Origin of the sequence: Mitsuokella jalaludinii (genome assembly GCF_928722185.1) — a bacterium.
In the GTDB taxonomy this organism is placed as follows: domain Bacteria; phylum Bacillota; class Negativicutes; order Selenomonadales; family Selenomonadaceae; genus Mitsuokella; species Mitsuokella jalaludinii.
The window spans coordinates 185,533-202,320 of record NZ_CAKMXA010000001.1; the positions used below are offsets into that span (position 1 = coordinate 185,533).

The following is a 16,788-nucleotide window of genomic DNA, read 5'->3' on the forward strand; positions in this document are numbered from 1 at the left end:
AGTTGACAGTGATTCTCTGAGACGTTACCATGAAAATAAGAAGATATTTGCTTTTGTAGTTATGTTAGAAAGGATTGGTTGTCATGTTAGGAGGATATTTGCGATGAAGAACGGGATTTTTTTTGGTATCGGGGTCGGGCCCGGTGATCCGGAGCTCCTGACCGTCAAGGCCATCCACGCCATACGGCAGGCGGATGTGCTGATTGCGCCGAAGACAGAGAAGAAGGACGGCAGTGTCGCGCTGTCAATCGCACGGCCGTACCTCAAGCCGGATGTAGAGATCGTCTATCAGGTCTTCCCGATGGTCCGCGACTTCGCGGCGGACACATCGGCCTGGCAGGAGAACAAGGAGGAGATCCTCGCGCTCCTCAGGCAGGGCAGGAACGTCGCCTTTCTGACGCTCGGCGATCCGATGTTCTTCAGCACCTACATCTACATCTACCGGCTGCTGCAGCACGAGGATATCGCGATTGAGACGATTCCCGGCGTGCCGGCCTTTGCCGCCATCGCGAGCAAGAGCGGCCGCCCGATTGTCGAGGGCGATGACATCCTGACGATCATCCCCGCGACAGCCCCGCCAGAAAAGATCCAGCAGGCCATGCAGGCCTCCGACAACGTCGTCCTGATGAAGGTCTACAAGAACTTCCCCGCCATCGTGGACCAGCTCAAGGAACACGACATGTTGCGCCATGCGGTGCTCGTGAGCCGCGCGGGCCTCGACGGCGAGTGCGTCATCGATGACCTCGAAGCGCAGCGAGGGAAGAAGCTCAATTACCTCTCGACCATCTTGACACGCCGGGCAGAAGTGGGCGCGGAGGAGAAGGGGAGCGGTGCGCGATGAGACGATTGCTTTTGGGCGCCTTGCTGGGCCTTTTCTTGCTCGGCTCGCTCGCGCTTTCAGGCTGCGGCAGCACACAGCAGGCAGCCTCTTCAAGTGACGCGCCGTTTGCCACGATCCACGATGCGCTGGGCCGCGATGTCGAGCTCGCGAAGAAGCCGTCGCGCATCGTCGTGACTTCGGCGTCCTTCCTCGAGCCGCTGCACGAAGTCGGTGGCGATGTCGTCGGCCGACCCGACTCGAAGACGAAGATGCCGGCATATGCCAAGGATAAGGCGAGCGTCGGCAAGGTCTACCAGATCGACCTCGAGAAGGTCCTCGCCTGCGAGCCGGACCTCGTCATCCTCAACAAGGGCATGAACGAGAAGCTCGTCTCGCCCCTGGAGCAGAACGGCATCAAGACGCTCGTGCTCGACATGAAGAGCTATGACGATGTCAAGGCGGAGGTCCGCGCACTCGCTATGGTCACGGGCGAGCGCGAGAAGGGCGAATCGCTGATCGCCTCGATGGATGAGAGAATTGCGGACGTGCGCGCGAAGATCCCGCAGGAGGCGCGCCGCGTCTCCATCATCCACAGCACGAACCAGGGCCTGACGGTGCAGCTCGACGGCAGCATCGCCGGCTGCACGGCAAATCTGCTCGGCTGGCAGAACGTCGCCTCGGGCACGGCGCCGCTCGAGAAGAACCCCGACGCCGCGCCCTACAGCCTCGAGACGCTCGTCCTGCAGGACCCGGAGGCCATCTTCATCACGAGCATGGGCGACGTGGCGGAGGCGAAAGCTGGCATGGACAGCCTCATGCAGGACAGTCCTGCCTGGCAGACGATCGCCGCCGTCCGCGAGGGCCGCGTCTACTACCTGCCACAGGACCTCTTCCTGCTGAGCCCGGGCATCCATTACCCGGAGGCCGTGGCGTCGATGGCGAAGTGCCTCTACCCGGAGGCGTTTGAATGATGCGGGGCGCATCGAGCGGGCGGCTCGCGGCCGTCTTCCTGCTCTTCCTCGTGCTGGCCGCCTCAGGCGTTCTCGTCAGCCTGATGCTGGGCTCCGTCGCCATCGCGCCGCAGGAGGCCGCCGCCATCCTCATGGGCGCTGATGGCAGTACACACACGCAGATCCTCTGGAATATCCGGCTGCCGCGCACGCTCGTGGCCGCGCTCGTCGGCATCGACCTCGCGCTCTCGGGCGCCATCCTGCAGGCCATCATGAAGAACCCGCTGGCCGACCCGCACATCATCGGCATCTCGTCGGGCGCGGGGCTCATGGGCATCCTCGTCCTGCTGCTCTTCCCCGAGCACAGCGCGCTCATCACGCCGGCGGCCTTTGTCGGCGCGATGGGGGCGGCGGTGCTCATCTACCTGCTCGCCTGGAAGAACGGCATCCAGCCCATCCGCATCATCCTTGCGGGCGTGGCTGTCTCCGCCTTCCTCGGCTCGGGTATCTCGGCTTTGATGATCCTCTACAGCGACCGCGTTCACAACGCGCTCATGTGGATGGTCGGCGGCCTCTCGGCGCGCAGCTGGCCGCATGTGGCGATGCTCTGGCCTTACACACTCGTGGGCTTCGCGCTCGCCGTGCTCGCCGCGCGCCACCTCAATGTGCTGCAGCTCGGCGACGCGATGGCAAGGAGCCTTGGCATGCGCGTCGAGCTCACGCGCCTCCTGCTGACGGCCGTCGCGGCCATCCTTGCGGCAAGTGCCGTCTCCGTCGTTGGACTACTCGGCTTTGTCGGCCTCATCGTGCCGCACATGGCGCGGCTGCTCGTCGGCTCGGACCACCGCATCCTCTTGCCTGCCTCGGCACTTTTGGGCGCGGCCGTCCTGCTCTACAGCGACACGTTCGCGCGCGTGGCCTTCGCGCCCGTCGAGCTGCCCGTCGGCATCATCATGGCCGCGCTCGGCGCGCCGTTCTTCCTGTTCCTGCTTAGGAGGCAATTATGACGATATTATCGGCAGAGCATCTATCGTATGCGGTCGGCCGCGTGCCCATCCTCGAGGATGTCGCGCTCGATGTCGCGCGCGGCCAGCGGCTGGCCATCATCGGGCCGAACGGCGCGGGCAAGTCGACGCTCTTGCGTCTGCTGGCAGGGCTTGCGCGGCCGAGCGGCGGCGCGGTGCAGCTCGAAGGATGCGATATACGCCGCATCGGCCGTCAGGCGCTCGCGCGCCGGCTCGCCGTGCTGCCGCAGGGCGTCGAGGCTCCAGCCGACACGACGGTGCGCCGACTCGTCGGCTACGGCCGCTTTCCTTACCGCTCGCACCTGCGCGCGGAAGACCCCGTAAAAGACCGTGAGGCCGTCGATTGGGCCATGCAGGTCACGCATGTCGAGGCCCTGCAGGACCGCCAGGTACAGTCGCTTTCGGGCGGCGAGCGCCAGCGCGCCTTCCTGGCCATGGTGCTCGCGCAGCAGCCCGAGGTCCTGCTGCTCGACGAGCCGACGACGTACCTCGACATGGCCCATCAGCTCGAGGTCATGCAGATCATCACCGCGGTCAACCGCCAGTACGGCGTGACTATCGTCATGGTCCTGCACGACATCAACCACGCCCTGCAGTACGCCGACGCTGTCGCTGTGCTGCAGGGCCGCCGCATCGCCCGGCAGGGCAGGCCCGAGGACGTCATCTCCGCCAAGCTGCTCGCTGATGTCTTCGGCGTCGAGGCCGACGCCTTCACGGACCGAGAGGGCAGGACCGTGTATCTGCCAGCTGCCCTGACCAGGCGATGAACCCGCAAACAGAACGATCGTCGGACGGTCCGATGGATTCTCCCGACTGTCCGACGCTCGTCACCCCGACCATAGGCAATGGTCGGGGGCTTTTTTTAGTTGCTAGTGAAAATATTTTTCAAAATGCGTCTATCCGTCTTGACAGATGATATTGAGATAAGTTATCATAATCCATGTAAGAAATAATCTCATTATCAAGATACCTTTGGGAGGCGTTTGATTTGACACTCAAAGACGGTAAGACCGGCATGGTGCTGAAGATCGTCAAGATCCACGAATCGGACCTGAAGCAGCGCATGATGACGATGGGGCTGATCCCCGGCACGAAGGTCACAGTCCTGCGCTCCGCACCGCTCGGCGACCCGATTGCCATTGGCGTGCGTTCGTACAACCTCGCTCTGCGCAAGGCAGATGCCGAGAGGATCGAGGTCCAGCAGGTCAGCTGACCACGGGAACGGTACAAAGCAGCAAGGCAGATGCTCATCCATGCGAGTGGGCGGGCAGAAGCAGCGAAAGGAGACGTATTTTCATCTATGTCAACATTAGCAGTAGCATTGACCGGCAATCCGAATACCGGTAAATCCACTATCTTCAATGAACTCACGGGCGCGCGCCAGAAAATCGGCAACTGGCCGGGCGTCACGGTCGACAAGAAAGTCGGCTACACGCGCTACAAGGACCGCGCCATCTCAATCGTCGACCTGCCGGGCACGTACAGCGTCAACGCGCGCAGCCCGGAGGAGAAGATCGTCATCGACTACCTCATGAACAACAAGCTCGACCTCGTCATGGACGTCGTCGACAGCTCGAACATCGAGCGCAATCTCTTTTTGACGGTCCAGCTTCTAGAGCAGGGCATCCCGCTCCTCATCGACCTCAACATGCAGGACGACGCCAAGCACCGCGGCATCAAGATCGATACGAAAAAGCTCGAAGAAGCCATCGGCATGCCGGTCGTCGAGACGGTCGGCCGCAGCAGCAAGAGCACGAAGAAACTGCTCGACGTCTTCACGAGCACGGTCATGTCCAAGTACCATGTGAGCCCGCAGGTGCAGGAGCACATCGACAAAGTCCAGGCCATCCAGGCGAGCAGCCGGTCGGAGAGCGAGAAGGAAGAGGCCATCATCGAGGCGCGCTATGCGCTGATCGACAAGATCATGGCGCAGGCCGTCGACACGGGAAATGTCGGCCAGTCGATGTCCGAGAAGATCGACCACTTCCTCGCCAACGGCGTGCTCGCGCTGCCGATCTTCCTCCTGATCCTCTACGCCGTCTTCCAGATCACGTTCACCTGGATCGGCCAGCCGATCGCGGACTTCCTCGATGATGCGATCAACACGCAGTTCGTCGGATTCATGGAGGACTTCCTGACGGATGCCGGCGTGGCCGACTGGATGGTCTCGCTCGTCTGTGACGGCATCATCTCGGGCGTCGGCGCGGTGCTGACGTTCGTGCCACTGATCTTCGTGCTGTTCTTCTGCCTGTCCTTCCTCGACGGCACGGGCTACATGGCCCGCATCGCCTTCATCATGGACCCGATCATGCGCCGCTGCGGCCTGACGGGCAAGGGCGTCATGCCGCTGATGATGGGCTTCGGCTGCGGCGTGCCGGCCATCATGGGCGCGCGCGCACTCGACTCGGAGAAGGACCGCATGGTCTCCATCCTCGTCACGCCGTTCCTCACATGCGGCGCGAAGCTGCCGATCATGGCGCTCTTCGCCGCGATGTTCTTCCCCGACAATGCCGCCAACGTCGTCTTCGCGATGTACGTCATCGGCATGGTCATGGCCATCGTCGTCGCTAAAGGCCTCGGCTCGACCGTCTTCAAGTCGAAGGGCTCGACCTTCCTCTTAGAGCTGCCGCCGTACCGCATGCCGGACATGAAGACGGTCCTCCTCGAGACTTGGGACAAGGGCAAGGGGTACCTCATCAAGGCCGGTACCATCATCTTTGCCGCATCCGTCCTGCTCTGGGTCATGACGAACTACAACTTCAGCGGTCCGGCTGAGATCGAGGATTCCATCCTCGCGACAATCGGCGGCTGGATGTCGCACCTCTTCGTATTCCAGGGCTTCGACACCTGGGAGGCTGGCGCAGCCGTTCTCTCGGGCATCATGGCCAAGGAGACGGTCGTCGCGACGATCGGCATCCTCTACGGTGCCGGCGATGTCTCGACGGAGGCAGAGGATGCTGCTGATACGGCGTCCACGATGATGCAGACGGGCATGGCCACGGCCTTCACGAGCCTCTCGGCCTTCTCGTTCATGGTATTCTCGCAGCTCTACACGCCGTGCGTCACGGCGCTCGGCACGATCAAGAAAGAGGCCGGCGGCTGGAAGTGGGTCGCGTTCTCCGCGTTCTACATGTTCGCGATCGCCTGGCTCGTCTCACTGCTCGTCTACCAGATCGGCGCCATGCTCGGCTTTGCCTGAGCCGTGAACTGCATCAGCATCCATCTGAAAGACTGAAAGACTGAGATGCTGACAGCCTGGCAGGGCTTGCATCTGCCAGGTGGATGTGGTATCTTGAAATCTTGAAACGGAGGGATCATTATGGCAACCTTTATCGTCGGCGCAATCGTCGCAGTCGGACTCTACTACGCACTGCGCCACGTCTACCGGAATTTCCGCATGGGGCGGGAGGACTGCTGCGGCGGCAACTGCGCGGCCTGCAGCGGCCACTGCACGGGGGGCCGTGCCCTCCCGCACAAGAGCGCCTGACCGATTGATATGAATTGTTCCCCGCATCCTGATACTCATGTTCTAACCAGTAGACAGGAGCGGGGAACTGTGCTATGATAAAAATCAGAGATTTGTCTTTGAGGCGGGGAGCATTTCCCCACCGGCGGTAGAGCCCGCGAGCCCTGATGTTTCGGGGCATGATCCGGTGAGATTCCGGAGCCGACCGTATAGTCGGGATGAGAAAAGGCATGTACGTGTGTTTTGCATGTAAGCGAGCCGTCGGAAGAGAATCTTCCGGCGGCTTTTTTTCTCGTGTCTCATGAGCAGATTCATCAAAGAGAACAGGATTCATAGTTTGAGGTGATGGAAGATGCAGGATGAAGATTTCATGCGTGAGGCGCTGGAGCTCGCGCGCAATGCGGAGGGGCGGACGTCGCCAAACCCGATGGTCGGCGCCGTCATCGTGCGCGGCGGGCGCATCATCGCCGCAGGCTGGCACCGCAAGGCCGGCACGCCGCATGCGGAGGTCCACGCTCTGCGCATGGCAGGGGAGCTCGCGAAGGGCGCGACGCTCTACGTGACGCTCGAGCCGTGCTCGCATTACGGCCGCACGGGCCCTTGTGCCAAGGCGGTGGCCGAGGCCGGCGTGAAGCGCTGCGTCATCGCGATGAAGGACCCGAACCCGCTCGTCTCGGGCCGCGGCATCAAGATCCTCGAAGATGCCGGCGTCGAGGTCGTCTGCGGCGTCCTTGAGGAAGAGGCGCGAAGGCTCAACGAGGCCTTCCTCAAGTGGGTGCCCGAGAAGATGCCTTTCGTCGCGCTCAAGACGGCGATGACGCTCGACGGCAAGATCGCGACGCGCACGGGCGCATCGCAGTGGATCACGAACGAGGCCTCGCGCCGCCGCGTCCACGAGTACCGTGACATCTACGACAGCATCCTCGTCGGCATCGGCACAGTCTTGCACGACGACCCGAGCCTGACGACGCGCCTGCCGGACGGCACGGGCAAGAACCCCGTGCGCATCATCGTCGACAGCCAGGCGCGCACGCCGCTATCGGCAAAGGTCGTGCGGGATGGTCAGGCAAAGACCATCGTGGCCGTGACAGAGCAGGCACCGGAGGCGCGCTGCAAGGCGCTCGAGAAAGCCGGTGTCGAGGTCATCCGGGCGGGCAGCGGCGCGCATGTCGACCTCAAGGCACTCCTGCAGAAGCTCGGTGAGCGCGAGATCTGCTCCGTCTTTGTCGAGGGCGGCGGCAGCGTCAACTTCTCGCTCTTGGAGGCCGGCCTCGTCGACAAGGTCTATGCCTTCATCGCGCCGAAGCTCGTCGGCGGCCGCGAGGCCCTGACGCCCGTCGAGGGCGAGGGCTTCGCCTCGCTCGGGGAATGTGTCGCACTGACGGATGTCCATGTCGAGGAGCTTGCAGGCGACATCCTGCTGACGGCCTACACGAAGCGCTGATTGCGGCAGAGAGGAAGAGTCATGTTTACTGGTATTATAGAAGAAGTCGGCACGGTGCAGCGCCTCGGCGGCGGCTCTATCGCCATCGCGGCGGAGCACGTCCTGGGGGATGCGCATGTCGGCGACAGCATCGCCGTCAATGGCATCTGCCTGACGGTGACGTCGTTTGACCGCCATCACTTCACGGCCGACGTCATGCCTGAGACGGTGCGGCGCACGTCGCTTGCAGAGCTCAAGAAAGGCAGCCCGGTCAACCTCGAGCGGGCGCTCTCGCTCGCCTCGCGCCTCGGCGGCCACATCGTCTCCGGCCACATCGACGGCACGGGCCGCATTGAATCCCTGGAGAAGGAGGACAATGCGCTGCTCCTCAAGGTCGCGGCCGACCCCGCCATCCTGCGCGGCATCGTCGAGAAGGGCTCCGTCGCGCTCGACGGCATCAGCCTGACCGTCGCTACTGTCACGGAGGCGGACTTCACCGTCTCGCTGATTCCGCACACGCGCGAGGTCACGAACCTCCGCGCCAAGAAGGCGGGCAGCCTCCTCAACATCGAGACAGATGTCATCGGCAAGTACGTCGAGAAGATGATGCAGGGAGTCTATAAAGAGGCGGGCGGCAGGGCTGAGCCCGCGAAGAAGGCGCTCACGCGCGCCTTCCTGCTCGAGAATGGCTTCTGAGCAGGAAGCCATCCAAATCAGAGAATCAATAGATCTACCATAAAAGAATTGGAGTGAACTACATGTCGGATTTTGCAACGGTGGAACAGGCCATCGAGGATATCAAGAACGGCAAGATGATCGTCGTCGTCGACGATGAGGACCGCGAGAATGAGGGCGACCTGATCGTCGCCGCCGAGACGGTCACGCCGGAGGACATCAACTTCATGGCGACGTACGCCAAGGGGCTCATCTGCACGCCGATCGACGGAAAGCGCCTCGACGAGCTCAACATCGGCCAGATGGTTGTCAACAACACGGACAACCACGAGACGGCCTTCACTGTCTCAATCGATGCCTACGACACGGAGACGGGCATCTCGGCCTTCGAGCGCTGCCACACGATCAAGAAGTTGCTTGACCCGAAGGCAAAGCCGGCTTCCTTCCGCCGCCCGGGCCCATGTCTTCCCACTGCGCTCCGTCGAGGGCGGCGTGCTGCGCCGCGCCGGCCACACGGAGACGACGACGGACCTCGCGCGCCTCGCGGGCTTCTACCCGGCTGGCCTCTGCTGCGAGATCATGGACGATGACGGCCACATGATGCGCACGCCGCGCCTCAAGGAGTTCGCCAAGAAGCACGGCCTCCACATGATCACGGTCCAGTCGCTCATCGAGTACCGCAAGCGCACGGAGAACTTCGTGCATGAGGTCGCCGACGTCGACTTCCCGAGCAAGTACGGCCACTTCCGCATCCACGCCTACGAGAACGAGCTCAACAACAAGTGCGACATCGCCATCGTCAAGGGCGATGTGCGCGGCAAGAAGGATGTGCTCGTGCGCGTCCACTCGGAGTGCCTCACAGGCGATGCGCTCGGCTCCATGCGCTGCGACTGCGGCGAGCAGCTCGCGCTCGCCTTGAAGAAAATCGAGGCAGAGGGCGAGGGCGTCGTGCTCTACATGCGCCAGGAGGGCCGCGGCATCGGCCTCGCCAACAAGATGCGCGCCTACGCGCTGCAGGACAAGGGCCGCGACACGGTCGAGGCCAATGTCGAGCTCGGCTTTGCGCCGGACCTGCGCGACTACGGCATCGGCGCGCAGATCCTCGCGGACCTCGGCCTCACGAGCATCCGCTTGATGACCAACAACCCGGCCAAGCGCGCCGGCCTCGAGGGCTACGGCCTCGAGATCACGGGCCGCGTGCCGCTGCAGGTCCACGCCAACAAGTTCGACAAGCGCTACCTGACGGTCAAGAAAGTCAAGATGGGCCATCTCTTCAGCGACGACACGCTGAAGTGAGGCTTGCGATAGAGTGCGATAGAGTAAGGAGGAAACACACATGGCAAATGTATACGAAGGTTTTGTATCGGGCAAGGGCCTGAAATTCGGCATCGTCGTCGCCCGCTTCAATGAGTTCATCACGAGCAAGCTCTTAGGCGGCGCGCTCGACACGCTGCACCGCCACGAGACGAACGACGCGGACATCGACGTCGCCTGGGTGCCGGGTGCCTTTGAGCTGCCAATCGTCGCCAAGAAGATGGCTGAGTCCGGCAAGTACGACGCCGTCATCTGCATCGGCGCCGTCATCCGCGGTTCGACGACGCATTACGACTACGTCTGCAACGAGGCCTCGAAGGGCATCGCCCAGGTCGGCATGCAGACGGGCGTGCCGACGATCTTCTCGGTCGTGACGACGGAGAACATCGCGCAGGCCATCGAGCGCGCCGGCACGAAGGCGGGCAACAAGGGCGCCGACGGTGCCATGTCCGCCATGGAGATGGCCAACCTGCTCAAGAAACTCGGCTGACCGGCTGCCCGAAAAAGAGAACGAGATGGAGACCGTTGACCAAGCTTGCCATAGGGCAGCCGGGCCAGCGGTCTTGCTGTACCAGCATACCAAGATACGAAAGAGAACAAGAAAGGGGAATCCTTATGAAAATCGGGATCATCAGCGATACACACGGCCACGAGATGGCCTGGGCCCATGCCTGCGAGCGCTTCTTCAAGGGTGCTGACCTCATCCTGCACGCGGGCGACGTGCTCTACCACGGCCCGCGCAATCCGATGAAGGCCGACTACAACCCGGCCAGCCTCGTCGCGCGCATCAATAGCTGCCCCGTCCCGGTCGTCATCGCCAAGGGAAACTGCGACTCTTCCGTCGATGCGAGCTGCATCGAGCTGCCCATCGAGGCGCCGTATGCCTACGTCGTCTGGGAGGGCCTGCGCATCGTCATCACGCACGGCGATGCTGTCATGAGCGATGCGGAGAAGGACGCGATGGCCAAGCACCTCAAGGCCGACCTCTTCATCAGCGGCCACATCCACCAGACTGTCCTCGAGAAGCGCGGCGCGACCGTCTTCCTCAACCCGGGCTCGGCGGCGCTCTCCAAGCGCGCGGACGGACGCAACACGGTCGCCGTGCTCGAAGACGGTACCATCCGCATCTTCGACATCGATACGGGCGACGTGCTCCACGAGCTCGCCCTCTGACTCCCATCCCCAGATTATAGAAAGGAGATTCACACCCATATGAAGGATCATCTTGTCAAAGCGGTGGCGGACGGCGTGCGCGTCTACGCCGCTGTCACCACGGACCTCGTCAATGAGGCCATCCGCCGCCACGGCTGCCACGCCGTCGCTGCTGCCGCACTCGGCCGCACGATGACGGGCGCGCTGCTGCTCGCCGCCAACCTCAAGAACCGCGAGGCGCTGACCATCACGTTCGACGGCCACGGCCCGCTCGGAAAGGTCACGGCCGACGCGACGCCGGAGGGCTTCGTGCGCGGCTACGTCACCAATCCCTACGTCGACCTGCCGCAGAATGCCAAGGGCAAGATCGATGTGGGCGGCGGTGTCGGCACGGACGGCACGGTCACCGTCACGCGCTTCACCGGCCTGCGCAACCCCGTCACGGGCAGCGCGCCGTTGACGGACGGTGAGATCGCCGATGACCTGACGAAGTACCTCTACGTCTCGGAGCAGACGCCGTCGAGCGTCGGCCTCGGCGTCCTCATCGGCCACGCAGGCGAGAAGATGGCCTGCATCGGCGCGGGCGGCTTCATCATCCAGCCGATGCCCGACGCGACGGACGAGACAATCGACAAGCTCGAGGCCAACCTCCGCAAGGTCAACTCCGTCTCGCACATGGTCGAGCACGGCCTCGACGCCAAGGGCATCATCGAGGAACTCCTGCAGGGCTTTGCCGTTGACTACCTGACGACGACCGACCTCGCCTTCCGCTGCCAGTGCTCGAAGGAGCGCATCAGCGAAGTGCTGCTGAGCCTCGGCAAGACAGACCTCGCCTCGCTCATCGAAGACGGTCACGCCGAGGTCTGCTGCCACTTCTGCAACGAGCGCTACGAGTTCAGCAAAGAAGAGTTGCAGGCCATCTACGACAAGGCCATGGCGCAGCGCCAGCAGGCCGACTCGTGATCGCGCGCTTCGCGAGAAATTATGCCTGCTCGTTGCAAAAAGGCGGCGGACATGGTACTATGTAGTGGTGTGCCGAGCCCATCGGCATAATACCCAAAGAAAAGAGATTTTGATTATGTGGAAAAAAGTTTGCGCTGGTATGCTCAGTGCTGCACTCCTGACAGGGGCAGCCGGAACGGTCTTTGCTGCAGAAGCGAATGACGATGTCGTCTCGCTCGTCACGCAGCCGGGTCAGCCGCTCGTCACGACGACGACCAAGACGACGGCAGCAGCTCCCGTGAAGGAGACGGCCGCCAAGGCTGAGGCACCGGCAAAGGTAGAACTTGCAGATAGACTCGTCATCAACCTCGCCGCCCGCTCGATCGCAGCCATCCGCGACAACCAGAAGGTTGCCCTCTATCCGATTGGCCCGGGCAAGGTCTCGACGCCGACGCCGACGGGCTACTACAAGGTCATCGACAAGGAAGTCAACCCGACCTGGACGGATCCGGGCTCTGCAACGTCCATCCCGAGCGGCCCGGACAATCCGCTCGGCTACCGCTGGATCGGCATCGGCGGCAACTACGGCATCCATGGCACGAACCATCCGGACTCCGTCGGCCACTACGTCTCCAACGGCTGCATCCGCATGCATGAGGAAGACGTCGAGAAGATCTACGACATGGTCGAGGTCGGCACGCCGGTCGACATCACCTACAACCGCGTTGTCGTCGAGAAGACGCCGGACGACCAGATTGCGTACTACATCTATCCGGATGGCTACGGCTGGCAGAATGTCACGACGGCTGACGTCAACAAGTGGCTCGCCGGCTACGGCGTAGCGGACTTCGTCACGGATGCCGATGTCGAGCAGAAGATCCAGGCATCGGATGGCAACCCGACGTACATCGCGAAGGTCTATCCGCTCTACGTCAACGGCCAGAAGCTCAAGGGCAAGGCCGTCGTGCAGGATGACATCACGTACCTGCCGGCTGTCGACCTCGCCGAGGCCGCCAAGGTATCGCTCGGCTGGAAGCCGGACGAGAAGGTCCTCGTGAGCTCCTACGGCCAGGCTGTCGGCTACAAGAAGAAGGACACGCTCTACTGCAACGCCGATGACGCTGCTACGCTCTATCACCTCGACGGCGGTCTCAACGCAGGCAAGTTCGAGCTGAAGACGGCCAAGAAGCAGGAAGTCGTGCCGGTCGTCGAGAACGGCAAGTCTGTCGAGAGTGGCGCAGCCAAGACGGATGCAGAAGTCTACGCCGAGGCCACGAAAGAGACGGCCAAGGACGTCAAAGATGCTAAGGCAGCCGTGAAGGACGCCAAGGCAGCAGCCAAAGAAGTCAAGGCTGAAGCAAAAGCAAAATAAGCGGTTCACCGCAAGACCGCAATGATGGATGATTCCGGGACCGGCAAGTGCTGGTCCCGTTGTCTTTTCGTGTATAGACAGAAGGGGGAACTCAAGTGAAGCAGGAACAGAATGGCAAGCAGAAGCGCTTCCTCGTCCTCGACGGCAGCAGCCTGATCTTCCGTGCCTTTTACGCACTGCCGGGTCTCAGCGACTCGCACGGCCAGCCGACGGGGGCCATCTTCGGCTTCTCGAACATGCTGACGAAGCTCATGGCCGAGCAGCAGCCCGACCTCATGGTGCTGGCCTTTGACAAGAGCCGCCACACCTTCCGCACGGAGCGCTATGCCGACTACAAAGGCACGCGCGACAAGACGCCGGAGGAACTCCTCTCGCAGTTCCCGCTTTTGCGCGAGTTCGCCGCGAACATGGGCATCCCGTTCCTCGAGAAGGACAACTACGAGGCCGATGACATCATCGGCACGCTCGCGACGCAGGCTGCGGCCAAGGGCTACGATGTGCGCGTCATCACGGGCGATCGCGACGCCCTGCAGCTCGTGCGGCCGAATTTGCGCGTCCTCCTGACGAAGAAGGGCATCTCGGAGATCAAGGACTACGACACGGCGGCCTTCGAGGAGGAGTACGGCTTTGAGCCGCTGAAGCTCATCGACCTCAAGGGACTCATGGGCGATACGTCCGACAACATCCCAGGCGTGCCGGGCGTCGGCCCCAAGACGGCCTCAAAGCTGCTGCTGGCCTACGGCTCCGTCGAGAATGTGCTCGCGCATGTCGGGGAAGTCTCCGGCAAGAAGCTCAAGGAGAACCTGCAGACGTATGCCGACCAGGCGCGCCTCTCGAAGGAGCTCGCGACGATCGAGCTCCATGTGCCGGACCTTACTTTTGCCGAGGAGGACTACCGCATCCAGCCCGACATGGAGAAGATGCAGGCCTTCTGCGACGACCACGAGCTGCGCGCCGTCTGGCGCAACTTCGAGCGACTCTATGGCCCGGCAGAGCTGGCGCTTGACCTCGATGGGGGAGAAAATGGTGTAGCCGCACAGGACCTCTCCTACGACCTCTGGGATGAAGCGGCCGTCAAGACTGCGGCCAGGGCACCGTATCTCGCCGTCTCGGGCATCTTCTCGGGCCTCGCGCCGTTCGCCTCGCTCGAGGGCCTCGCCGTCGTAGCGGGGCCGGACGCCGAGAAGGCAGGCTTTGTGGCGAGAGACAGCGCGGCCTTCCCCGCGCTCTTGCAGCTGCTCGAGTCGGACCAGCAGGCCGTCGTTTTCGGCCTCAAGCGCTACGACCAGGCCGGCCTTCGGGGGCAGAAGGCCTTCTTCGATGTCGAGCTCGCTGCCTATCTCCTGGAGCCGGAGCGCTCGAAGTACGCTCTCTCGGAGCTCTCGCAGAAGTACCTGCAAGAGGCGGCACCGGAGTCGTTTGACGACGAGAAGGCACAGGCCGTCTGGGAGGCGAAGGCCATCAGCCGCCTCTACCCGCTGCTTGGCGCGAAGCTCGAGGAGGAGAAGCTCACGCATCTCATGGATACGATCGAGCTGCCGCTTGTCGAGGTCCTCGCCGCGATGGAGCAGAACGGCGTCTACGTCAACCGCGCGCATCTCGCCGAAAAGACGGAAGAAGTCGCTGGCCGCCTGCAGAAGATCGAAGCCGCCATCTACGAGATGGCGGGCCACGACTTCAACCTCAACTCGCCCAAGCAGCTCGGCGTCGTGCTCTTCGAGGAGCTCGGCCTGCCTGTGCGCAAGAAGACAAAGACAGGCTATTCGACGAACGCCGAAGTGCTCGAGAGCCTGCGCCTCGAGCACCCAATCATCGAGCAGATTCTCGCTTACCGTCTCTGGAGCAAGCTCAAGTCGACGTACCTCGACGGCATCGCGGGCCTCATCCGCACGGATACGGGCCGCGTGCACACGAACTTCAACCAGACGGTCACGGCGACGGGCCGCCTTTCAAGCTCCGACCCGAACCTCCAGAACATCCCCGTGCGCACAGAGGAGGGCCGCATGATCCGCGCGCTCTTCGAGCCGGGCGAAGGGTACGATTGCCTCTTGTCGGCCGACTACTCGCAGATCGAGCTGCGCCTGCTCGCGCACATGTCGGGCGACGAGAACTTCATCGATGCGTTCAAGCGCGGCCAGGACATCCACGCGCGCACGGCCGCCGAGGTCTTCGGCATCCCCCTGGATGAGGTCACGCCCGAGCTGCGCCGCCACGCGAAGGCCGTCAACTTCGGCATCGTCTACGGCATCAGCGACTTCGGACTCGCGCGCAACCTGCACATCTCGCGCAAGGAAGCGGGCGACTACATCAGCCGTTACTTCGAGCGCTATCCGGGCGTGCGCGCCTTCATGGACAAGGTCGTCGCCGAGGCGCACGAGACGGGCTATGTCACGACGATGTTCGGCCGCCGCCGCGAGCTGCCCGCCATCAAGAGCCGCAACTTCAACCAGCGCATGCTCGCCGAGCGCATGGCGATGAACACGCCGATACAGGGCACGGCCGCCGATGTCATCAAGCTCGCGATGATTGCCGCCTACCGCAAGCTCAGGGAAGCGGGCCTCAAGAGCCGCATCCTGCTGCAGGTCCACGATGAGCTCGTGCTCGAGGTCAGAGAGAGCGAGCTCGAGACGGTGCAGGCCATCCTGCACGAGGCGATGGAGCACGTCGTCTCCCTCTCTGTGCCGCTCTCCATCGATGTCCACTGGGGCCGCAATTGGGCCGAGGCGAAGTGAGGGAGTTCTATGCCAGAGTTACCAGAGGTCGAGATTATCCGCCGGTATCTCGATGACGCGCTGCGCGGCCGCGTGATCGAGTCGGTCACCATCCTGCTGCCGCGCCAGCTGAAGCACCCGGATCCCGAGGCGTTTTGTGCGCTCGTCCGGGGCCAGCGCATCGAGAGAGTGGCGCGCCGCGGCAAATACTTGCTCATCCATCTGCAGGAGGGCGGCCATCTCGTCTTCCACTTGCGCATGACGGGCAGCCTCGTCTACGAGCCTCAGGGCACAGCGGCGGAGACCGGCCATACGCGCATGGTCTTTTCTCTCGCGGGTGGCGGGGCGCTGCGCTTCTCCGACATCCGCACCTTCGGCTGCGTCTACGGCTTTGCAGCAGGCGAGGAGATTGCCGTGCCGGGCCTTCAGTCGCTCGGCCCCGAGCCCTTGTCGGATGATTTCACATCATCGTATCTCGCCGCCGCCCTCAAAGGCCGAAAGCAGCCCGTCAAGTCCTTCCTGCTCGATCAGCGCCGCATCGCCGGGCTCGGCAACATCTACGCCGACGAAGCCCTGTTCCTCGCGCGGATCGACCCGCGCCGCGCGGCAGGCAGCCTGAGCGCAGCAGAGTGCAGGCGCCTGGCAGAAGCTGTCCGGAAGGTCCTGCGCGAAGGCATCGCAGACGGCGGCACGACCTTTCGCGACTACCGCAACGGCGCGGGCGAATCCGGCCACCATCAGGAGCACCTCTATGTCTACCATCGCGAGGGCAAACCGTGCCCCGTCTGTGGCAGGCCTGTCGAGAAGACCACCGTCGGCGGCAGAGGCACGCATTTCTGTCCGTATTGTCAGAGCTAGGGAAAAGGATTTTGCAGGAGATACTTTCATCATTTTTTTACAATTGCCTGCTACTATCATCTTATCCATTGTTTGATTTT

At 62.8% G+C, this 16,788-nt stretch carries 15 protein-coding genes, 1 pseudogene and 1 riboswitch; all 16 genes and pseudogenes read left to right on the top strand.

Annotated elements, in window-relative coordinates; all coding sequences use genetic code 11:
- The first annotated feature begins 103 nt into the window (after positions 1 to 103).
- The 16 genes and pseudogenes from cobI to mutM all read left to right on the top strand — a co-directional run bounded on the left by cobI (position 104) and on the right by mutM (position 16,708).
- Positions 104 to 841 carry a precorrin-2 C(20)-methyltransferase gene (cobI, locus tag QDI87_RS00915; protein ID WP_278741988.1) on the top strand — a complete coding sequence of 246 codons (738 nt, stop codon included), beginning with the start codon at positions 104 to 106 and terminating at the stop codon, positions 839 to 841.
- Positions 838 to 1,791, top strand: coding sequence for an ABC transporter substrate-binding protein (locus tag QDI87_RS00920; protein ID WP_270528967.1), 954 nt, complete (start codon positions 838 to 840; stop codon positions 1,789 to 1,791). The genes cobI and QDI87_RS00920 overlap by 4 nt, the downstream gene beginning before the upstream one ends.
- Entirely contained in the window at positions 1,788 to 2,777 is a 990-nt protein-coding gene (locus QDI87_RS00925; protein ID WP_423791156.1) for a FecCD family ABC transporter permease, read from the top strand. Before QDI87_RS00920 ends, QDI87_RS00925 begins: the two co-directional genes overlap by 4 nt.
- Complete coding sequence (locus QDI87_RS00930) at positions 2,774 to 3,562, top strand: ABC transporter ATP-binding protein (RefSeq protein ID WP_278741989.1); 789 nt, start codon at positions 2,774 to 2,776, stop codon at positions 3,560 to 3,562. The genes QDI87_RS00925 and QDI87_RS00930 overlap by 4 nt, the downstream gene beginning before the upstream one ends.
- 221 nt (positions 3,563 to 3,783) lie before the next feature.
- Positions 3,784 to 4,008, top strand: coding sequence for a FeoA family protein (locus QDI87_RS00935; RefSeq protein ID WP_036375415.1), 225 nt, complete (start codon positions 3,784 to 3,786; stop codon positions 4,006 to 4,008).
- An 87-nt stretch (positions 4,009 to 4,095) separates the two neighbouring features.
- The gene (feoB, locus tag QDI87_RS00940; RefSeq protein WP_278741990.1) at positions 4,096 to 5,994 is read left to right on the top strand and encodes a ferrous iron transport protein B; all 1,899 of its coding nucleotides are present in this window, start codon (positions 4,096 to 4,098) and stop codon (positions 5,992 to 5,994) included.
- Between the two features lie 120 nt (positions 5,995 to 6,114).
- A complete protein-coding gene (locus QDI87_RS00945; protein WP_072003566.1) occupies positions 6,115 to 6,282 on the top strand; it encodes a FeoB-associated Cys-rich membrane protein in 168 nt (55 codons plus the stop codon).
- A 90-nt stretch (positions 6,283 to 6,372) separates the two neighbouring features.
- Positions 6,373 to 6,495, top strand: a riboswitch (FMN riboswitch).
- Positions 6,496 to 6,613: 118 nt separating this feature from the next.
- Positions 6,614 to 7,705: a bifunctional diaminohydroxyphosphoribosylaminopyrimidine deaminase/5-amino-6-(5-phosphoribosylamino)uracil reductase RibD gene (gene ribD / locus QDI87_RS00950; RefSeq protein WP_036375421.1), complete on the top strand. Its 1,092-nt coding sequence runs from the start codon at positions 6,614 to 6,616 to the stop codon at positions 7,703 to 7,705.
- A gap of 21 nt (positions 7,706 to 7,726) precedes the next feature.
- Complete coding sequence (locus tag QDI87_RS00955; protein ID WP_036375424.1) at positions 7,727 to 8,380, top strand: riboflavin synthase; 654 nt, start codon at positions 7,727 to 7,729, stop codon at positions 8,378 to 8,380.
- Between the two features lie 62 nt (positions 8,381 to 8,442).
- Positions 8,443 to 9,655 (top strand): annotated as a pseudogene (locus QDI87_RS00960) (bifunctional 3,4-dihydroxy-2-butanone-4-phosphate synthase/GTP cyclohydrolase II).
- Positions 9,656 to 9,695: 40 nt separating this feature from the next.
- Positions 9,696 to 10,163, top strand: coding sequence for a 6,7-dimethyl-8-ribityllumazine synthase (gene ribE, locus QDI87_RS00965; RefSeq protein WP_278741991.1), 468 nt, complete (start codon positions 9,696 to 9,698; stop codon positions 10,161 to 10,163).
- A 125-nt stretch (positions 10,164 to 10,288) separates the two neighbouring features.
- On the top strand, positions 10,289 to 10,846 hold the full coding sequence (gene yfcE, locus QDI87_RS00970) for a phosphodiesterase (protein WP_036375432.1): 558 nt from the start codon (positions 10,289 to 10,291) through the stop codon (positions 10,844 to 10,846).
- 39 nt (positions 10,847 to 10,885) lie between these two features.
- Positions 10,886 to 11,788: an Hsp33 family molecular chaperone HslO gene (hslO, locus tag QDI87_RS00975; RefSeq protein WP_036375435.1), complete on the top strand. Its 903-nt coding sequence runs from the start codon at positions 10,886 to 10,888 to the stop codon at positions 11,786 to 11,788.
- A gap of 115 nt (positions 11,789 to 11,903) precedes the next feature.
- Positions 11,904 to 13,139, top strand: a complete 1,236-nt coding sequence (locus QDI87_RS00980) for a L,D-transpeptidase (protein WP_036375438.1) — start codon at positions 11,904 to 11,906, stop codon at positions 13,137 to 13,139.
- Between the two features lie 95 nt (positions 13,140 to 13,234).
- Positions 13,235 to 15,871 carry a DNA polymerase I gene (gene polA / locus QDI87_RS00985; protein WP_036375441.1) on the top strand — a complete coding sequence of 879 codons (2,637 nt, stop codon included), beginning with the start codon at positions 13,235 to 13,237 and terminating at the stop codon, positions 15,869 to 15,871.
- A gap of 9 nt (positions 15,872 to 15,880) precedes the next feature.
- Positions 15,881 to 16,708: a bifunctional DNA-formamidopyrimidine glycosylase/DNA-(apurinic or apyrimidinic site) lyase gene (gene mutM, locus QDI87_RS00990; RefSeq protein WP_036375443.1), complete on the top strand. Its 828-nt coding sequence runs from the start codon at positions 15,881 to 15,883 to the stop codon at positions 16,706 to 16,708.
- Positions 16,709 to 16,788: the final 80 nt, after the last annotated feature.